Origin of the sequence: Nonomuraea sp. NPDC048892, assembly GCF_040649735.1 — a bacterium.
Classification (GTDB): Bacteria; Actinomycetota; Actinomycetes; order Streptosporangiales; family Streptosporangiaceae; genus Nonomuraea; species Nonomuraea maheshkhaliensis.
In genome coordinates, this window is sequence record NZ_JBEZFZ010000022.1 from 145665 (window position 1) to 152184 (window position 6520).

The window sequence follows — 6520 nt, forward strand, 5'->3', positions numbered from 1 at the left end:
CTACTTCGCGGCGGCGGCAGCGGCGGCGCGCTGGCGGGCGGCCTCGTACAGGACGACGGTGGCGGCGTTGGCCGCGTTGAGCGAGCTGGCCGCGCCCGTGATCGGGATGCGCGCCATCACGTCGCAGCCCTGCCGCCAGCCCGCGCTCAGCCCGGTGGTCTCGTTGCCGATCACCAGCAGCGTCGGGCCGGTCAGGTCGAGACCGGAGATGTCGTCGGTGCCGTGCTCGTCCGTGCCCACCACGGTCAGCGGCAGCCCTTCGGCGCGTACGTCATCCGCCCAGGCCAGCACCTCCTGATGGGAGCGTGTACGCACCACCGGCAGCGCCAGGAGGGAGCCGGTCGAGGCGCGGACCGACTTGGGGTCGTAGGGGTCGGCGGCGTGCCCGCTGACGATCAGCCCGGCCCCGCCGAAGGCGTCGAGCGAGCGCACCATCGAGCCGATGTTGCCCGGCCCCGACGGCCGGTCGAACACCATGCCCAGGAACGAGGGCCCCACCGGGATCCGCGCCAGGTCGTCGCCGGGCAGGGCGACCACCGCCACCAGTTCCGGCACCTCTTCGTCCTTGCCGCTCAACTCCCGCAGCAGCTCGGGCGCCATGGCCACCTGCTCGCCGCCGGCTTGCTCCAGCACCCCCGCAGCCCAGCGCGACAGCGACCGCTCGGCGTCGTAGATCAGCGCGCGCACCGGCCAGCCGTACTCCAGCGCCAGCGTGATCGGCCGCACCCCCTGAACCAGGAACTCGCCCGCCCGCTGCCGCTTGTTCTGGTTCCGCAGCAGCGCCTGCCACTGCTGGAACCGCGCGTTGGGCCGCGAGATCCGCAGCACGCCCCCCACGACGACCTCTCCGTTCTCCACCTCGGCCAGTCCAGCCCCAAGCCTCCCACACCCCGGCACCGCCACTCCCCGCCGGTTGCACATGAGAGCCATGGTTGCTACGCCGCGTAGCGCTACGATCGCCCTATGTCCGCCCCCGACCGTGAAGCTCACTCGCCGCCCTCGGTGGATCTCCGCGGTGGAGATCGGCGCCGGACTGATCCGGCCGGGCGCGGATGACACGGATCTCGCGGGCGAACCGCGGGAGATCCTCACCGAGACGACGGACGATCTGCCGCTATAGGGGCAGGCGTGATCAAGCTTCGAGGCCGGTGTCACGGGGGTGCGGCCGGGAGTCTGATCTGGAAGGACGCGCCCTCGCCCGGTGCCGAGCGTAGGTCCACGCGGCCGCCGTGGGCGGCGACGATGGAGCGGACGATGGCCAGGCCCAGGCCGGCGCCGCCCGTCGCGCGGGCGCGGGACCCGTCGGCGCGGTAGAAGCGGTCGAAGACCCGCTCCGCCTCCTCCGCCGTCAGCCCAGGACCCTCGTCCTCGATCACCAGCACCGCCTCCGCGCCGTCCGTGCCGACGCCGATCCTGACCGGGGTGCCGGCCGGGGTGTGCGTGATCGCGTTCCCGACCAGGTTGCTGACCACCTGCCGCAGCCGGGCCTCGTCGCCCAGGACGGGGGCGCTGGCCGCGGGGCCGCCGGAAGGGCCGGTGAAGGCGATCGGGCGGGACGGGTCGAGCGCGGTGAAGTCGTGGCGGGCGTCGGCGGCGAGCGTACGCAGGTCCATAGGCGTCAGCTCCAGCCCCGGCCCATCGCTCTCGTCGAGACCGGCGAGCAGCAGCAGGTCGTCCACCAGCGCGGCCAGCCGCCCCGACTCGCTCTCGATGCGGGCCAGCGCGGGCGCCGCCTCGGTGCCGCCCATGCGGTACAGCTCGGAGAAGCCCTTGATCCCGAACAGCGGCGTACGCAGCTCATGGCTCACGTCGGCGACGAACCTGCGCATGCGCGCCTCCGACGACACCCGCGCCGCGACCCCCTGCTCGATCTGGGCCAGCATCTTGTTGATCGACAGGGCCAGCCGCCCGACCTCCGTGCCGGGCCCGGCGGGTGAGGGGACGCGCCGGGTGAGGTCGCCGTCCGCGATGGCCGCCGCCGTCTCCTCCACGCGGCGCAGCGGCGCCAGCCCGGCCCTGATCGCCAGCCCGCCCACCAGCGCCAGCAACGCCAGCAGCAGCGATCCGGCCACGAGGCAGACCAGGCGCATCCGGTCGATCGTCGTGTACAGGCCCTTCAGCGACACCGCCGCGACGACCCCCGCGTGCCCGATCGTCGCGCTCCTGCTCCGCGCGGGCTGCACGACCACCCGCCACGCCTCCCCGCCGGTCCCTTCGACCGTGAACGGCCGCCCGGCGCGGGCCGTGACCTCGGCGAGGTAAAGGCGGGGCAGGGCGGGGCCCGGGCCGGCCAGCTCGCGCAGCACGGTGCCGTCGGCGGACAGGTAGGCCGCGTACGCCGTGCCGAACAGGTCGAGCTCGTCCGTGGACAGCCTCACTCCGGCCGGGGGCCTCAGCTTGCCGGTCAGGAGGTCGGGCGGCACCGCCGACAGGGCCGTGCCCATGGGGGTGAGCTGCTGGTCGACGCGGTTCATGAGCTGGGTTTCGAGCTGGCGTACGACGACCGAGCTGATCAGCACGAGACCGGCGACGAGCAGCGTGACCGTGATCGCCAGCAGCCGCGAACGCAGCGACAACCGGGAGCCCAGTCGGGGGCGCCACGACAGACGGGGGCGCGGCGACGGCCGGGTGATCATCCCTTGGGCCTGCGCAGCACGTAGCCGACGCCGTGGACCGTGTGGATCAGCCGCGGCCCGCCGACGTCGAGCTTGCGGCGCAGGTAGCTGACGTAGGTGTCCACGATGCTGGTGTCGCCGGCGAAGTCGTAACGCCACACGTGCTCCAGGATCTGCGACTTGGGCAGCACCCGGCCGGCGTTCAGCACCAGGTGGAGCAGGAGGCGGAACTCCGTGGGCGACAGCCGTACGGGACGGCCGGCCCGGCTCACCTGGTGGCCGTCGGGATCGACTTCGAGGTCGCCGACCACCAGCGTCTGATCGTCGGGGACCGCGCCGGTGCGGCGCAGGATCGCCCGGATCCTGGCCAGCAGCTCCTCCAGGTCGAACGGCTTGGTCACGTAGTCGTCGCCGCCCAGCCTGAGCCCGTTGATCTTGTCGGCCGTCGCGTCGCGGGCGGTCAGGAACAGCACAGGCACGGGCCCGGGCCGGCCGCCCGGCCTGGGCAGGGCACGCAGGCGGCGCAGCACCTCGAACCCATCCAGATCGGGCAGCATCACGTCGAGCAGCACCAGGTCGGGCGGCTCGCGCCCCGCCTCCTCCAGGGCCTGGGCGCCGTTGTCGGCCGAGCTCACGGTGAAGCCCGCGAAGCGTAACGTCGCCGACAGCAGCTCCTTGACCGTGGGCTCGTCGTCCACCACCAGCAGCCGCTCGCCCATGTCAGGCACCTCCCGCCGTCCAGGGTAGTCAGGCGTCCCGCCGGGTGAAGCGGGTGAAGGCCGCGAGGTGCATGACGACGACGAACCCGACGAGCAGCCCGAAGGAAAGCGCGGGCGGCAGGTCGGACCTGCTGGTGACGGCCCTGAAGCCGGCGCCGTTCGGCCAGTAGGTGGTCAGGATCCTGCTCAGGAAGTCGGGAAAGATGGGAGCCAGGACGGGCAGCAGGAGGAACGTGGTGCTGACGTTCACGGCCGCCGCCGTGCCGCGCAGCAGCAGGCCCAGCGCCAGCCCGAACAGTGCCAGCAGGGTGAACACCACCGGCCCGAGCAGCAGTGCCGGCAGCGCGGCCGGGTCACCTGGCATCAGGTACGGTGCCCCCTGGGCGGCCAGCGTGACCTGGCTCGTCACGAACATCAGCCCGATCCCCGCCACGCTCACCGGCAGCGCGATCAGCGCCGTCATCCCCGCCTTGGCGATCACCAGCCGGCTCCGCCTGCCCACAGCGGCCAGGCTGGGTCCCAGCGTGCCGGAGCCGTACTCGGAGGTCGCCACCAGCACGCCCAGCGCCGAGATCAGCAGCTGGACGAGGAGCATCCCGCGCATCACCTGGTCAAGGGGCAGGAAGTCCAGCCGCTCTTGCGCCGAGGCCGTGGCGTACTCGTGGGCCGCCATGTTCGCGAACGTCCACCCGAAGAACCCCGAGGCCGCCACGACGGCCAGCGACAGCACCATGGTCGCCCTGATGCTGCTGAACTTGGTCCACTCCGCCTTGAGCACCCCCGTCGCGATCATCGGGCCGCTCCGTACTCGGCGGCGTCCTGGGTCAGCTCCATGAACGCCTCCTCCAGCGACGCGTGCCGCGGGGCCAGCTCGAACAGGGTCACACCCTCGGCCGCGGCCAGCCGCCCGACGTCGGCCGCCTCCATGCCGGTGACCAGCAGCTCGCCATCGGGACCCGGACGTACGTGGGCGCCCGCCCGCTCCAGCAGCAGGGCGAACGTTCCGGCCTCTGGCGTGCGGACGGCCACGGCCGACCCCCCGGCGGTGAAGTCGCCGATCTCGCCCTCGGCGATCAGCCGCCCCTTGCCGATGACCACCAGCCGGTCCGCGGTCATCGCCATCTCGCTCATCAGGTGGCTGGAGATCAGCACCGTACGCCCCTCGACGGCCAGGCCGCGCATGAGCGAGCGGATCCACCGGACGCCCTCGGGGTCCAGCCCGTTGACCGGCTCGTCCAGCACCAGCACTGGCGGATCACCCAGCAGGGCGGCCGCGATGCCGAGCCGCTGGGTCATCCCCATCGAGAACGAGCCCGCCTGCTTGCCCGCCACCTCCGTCAGCCCGACCAGGTCGAGCACCTCGTGCACGCGGGTGGCCGGGACGGCGTTCGTCTGGGCCAGGTAGAGCAGGTGCTTGTACGCGGTGCGCCTCGGGTGCACGGCGCGCGGGTCCAGCATCGAGCCGATCGTGCGCAACGGGTGCGGCAGCTCGTGGTGGGCGCGGCCGTTGATCGTGGCCGTGCCCGAGGTGGGCAGGTCGAGGCCGAGGATCATGCGCATCGTGGTGCTCTTGCCGGCGCCGTTCGGGCCCAGGAAGCCGGTGACGACGCCTGGGCGTACGACGAGGGTGAGATCGTCCACGGCGGTCTTGTCGCCGTAGCGTTTGGTCAGTGCTGTCAGCTGAATCATGAGATCCAGCCTGGGGCGGCCGGTTGGAGGCGTTCTGAGCGGTTCTGTGAGTTCTCTGTGAGCGCGGGCGTCGCCACGTGGGACGTACGACGCCGCCCGCGCCGGATCCACAGAGAACTCTCAGGCCGCCCCTCAGGCGGCGGCTCAGGCGGCGGCTTCGACCGGCTCCCTGACGACCGGGAGGGGGCTGACGGTGGCGGGCTCGTGGCGGGGGAGCAGGCGGGCGGACAGGGCGATGAGCACGCCGAGGACCACGCCGATGCCGAGCGCCGTACGCAGCGAGGTGGCGTCCGACAGGAAGCCGATCACCACGGGCCCGAGCAGCAGCCCCGCGTACCCCATGGCGCCGGCCTGCGCGATGGCCGGGCCGGGCGTGGCGGTCGCGGTGCCGGCCAGCGACAGCGTCAGCGGCGAGATCGTCGCCACGCCGAGCCCCACGAAGAACATCGCGGACACCGCCACCGTCGCCGCCGGCGCCAGCAGCACGACCGCGAAGAACCCGGCGGTCGCCACGCCGGACACGGTCAGCATCCCGCGCACCCCGAACCTGACCCGCAGCCGGTCACCCGTGAGCCGGGCGATCAGCATGCCCAGCTCGAACACCGGATAGCCGAGCGCCGCCAAGGCCTCGGGGGCGCCGAGCTCGTCGCGCATGTAGAGGCCGTTCCAGTCCGCGATCGTGCCCTCGACCATGAAGGCGAAGAACATGATCGCGCCGAGCAGATAGACGATCGCCGGCAGGCGCCGCCTCTCACCGGCCACCGTGCCGGCCGTGCCGGCCGCCGCCGGGGGCTCGGGCAGGTACGTACGGCCGAGCAGCACCAGCACAGGCAGCGAGACCAGCGCGATCAGCGTCACGTGCACGGTGAACGGAAGCCCGGCGGCGATGGCCAGACTGCCCAGCCCGCCGGCCCCGATGGCGCCGACACACCAGCCGGCGTGCATGCCGTTCATCAGCGGTCGCCCGTACGCCTGCTCGACCGCCGAGCCCTGGGCGTTCATGGCGACGTCCACGGTGCCGAAGGCCATGCCGAAGAGCGCCGCCGCGACCAGCAGCAGGGGCAGGTCGGGGGCGAGGGCCACGCCGAGCAGGCCGAGCGCCGTCAGTGGACCGCCTGCCCGCAGCACCGCCCGGCTGCCCACGCGCGCCATGACGCGGCGCATGGACTGCATCGTCACCAGAGCGCCCAGGCCCCATGCCAGCAGGATCGTTCCGACCGTGGCCTCGGACAGGCCGAGTTTGTCGGTCAGGGCCGGGATACGCACGGTCATCGTGCCCACCATCAGGCCGGCAAGGACAAAGGTGAGAACCGCCCCGTAACGGGCGCTCCTCAGCTCGCGGGTCATAAGGGCCACACCTCTTCTGTTCGTATGTGATCGGTGATGTTGTGCGGGTCACGGGCACGGGCGTGCCGCGTGGTGCTCAAGAGAGCCGGGACGCGCCGCAGAGGAGAGACGCCGGTGGGGCCGCTGCTGCTGGACCGGGGCGACCCGTTC

General features: G+C 72.6%; 6 protein-coding genes. All 6 read right to left on the reverse strand.

Features of this window, described 5'->3' with window-relative positions:
* On the reverse strand, positions 1-858 hold the full coding sequence (locus AB0C28_RS43540) for a TrmH family RNA methyltransferase (protein WP_357848592.1): 858 nt from the start codon (positions 856-858) through the stop codon (positions 1-3).
* 293 nt (positions 859-1151) lie between these two features.
* Positions 1152-2636, reverse strand: a complete 1485-nt coding sequence (locus tag AB0C28_RS43545; RefSeq protein WP_358081668.1) for a HAMP domain-containing sensor histidine kinase — start codon at positions 2634-2636, stop codon at positions 1152-1154.
* Positions 2633-3334 carry a response regulator transcription factor gene (locus AB0C28_RS43550; protein WP_357848586.1) on the reverse strand — a complete coding sequence of 234 codons (702 nt, stop codon included), beginning with the start codon at positions 3332-3334 and terminating at the stop codon, positions 2633-2635. The genes AB0C28_RS43545 and AB0C28_RS43550 overlap by 4 nt, the downstream gene beginning before the upstream one ends.
* A gap of 28 nt (positions 3335-3362) precedes the next feature.
* Positions 3363-4127: a hypothetical protein gene (locus tag AB0C28_RS43555; protein ID WP_357848584.1), complete on the reverse strand. Its 765-nt coding sequence runs from the start codon at positions 4125-4127 to the stop codon at positions 3363-3365.
* Positions 4124-5023, reverse strand: a complete 900-nt coding sequence (locus tag AB0C28_RS43560; RefSeq protein WP_357848582.1) for an ATP-binding cassette domain-containing protein — start codon at positions 5021-5023, stop codon at positions 4124-4126. Before AB0C28_RS43560 ends, AB0C28_RS43555 begins: the two co-directional genes overlap by 4 nt.
* A gap of 144 nt (positions 5024-5167) precedes the next feature.
* Positions 5168-6370: an MFS transporter gene (locus AB0C28_RS43565; protein ID WP_358081670.1), complete on the reverse strand. Its 1203-nt coding sequence runs from the start codon at positions 6368-6370 to the stop codon at positions 5168-5170.
* Positions 6371-6520: the final 150 nt, after the last annotated feature.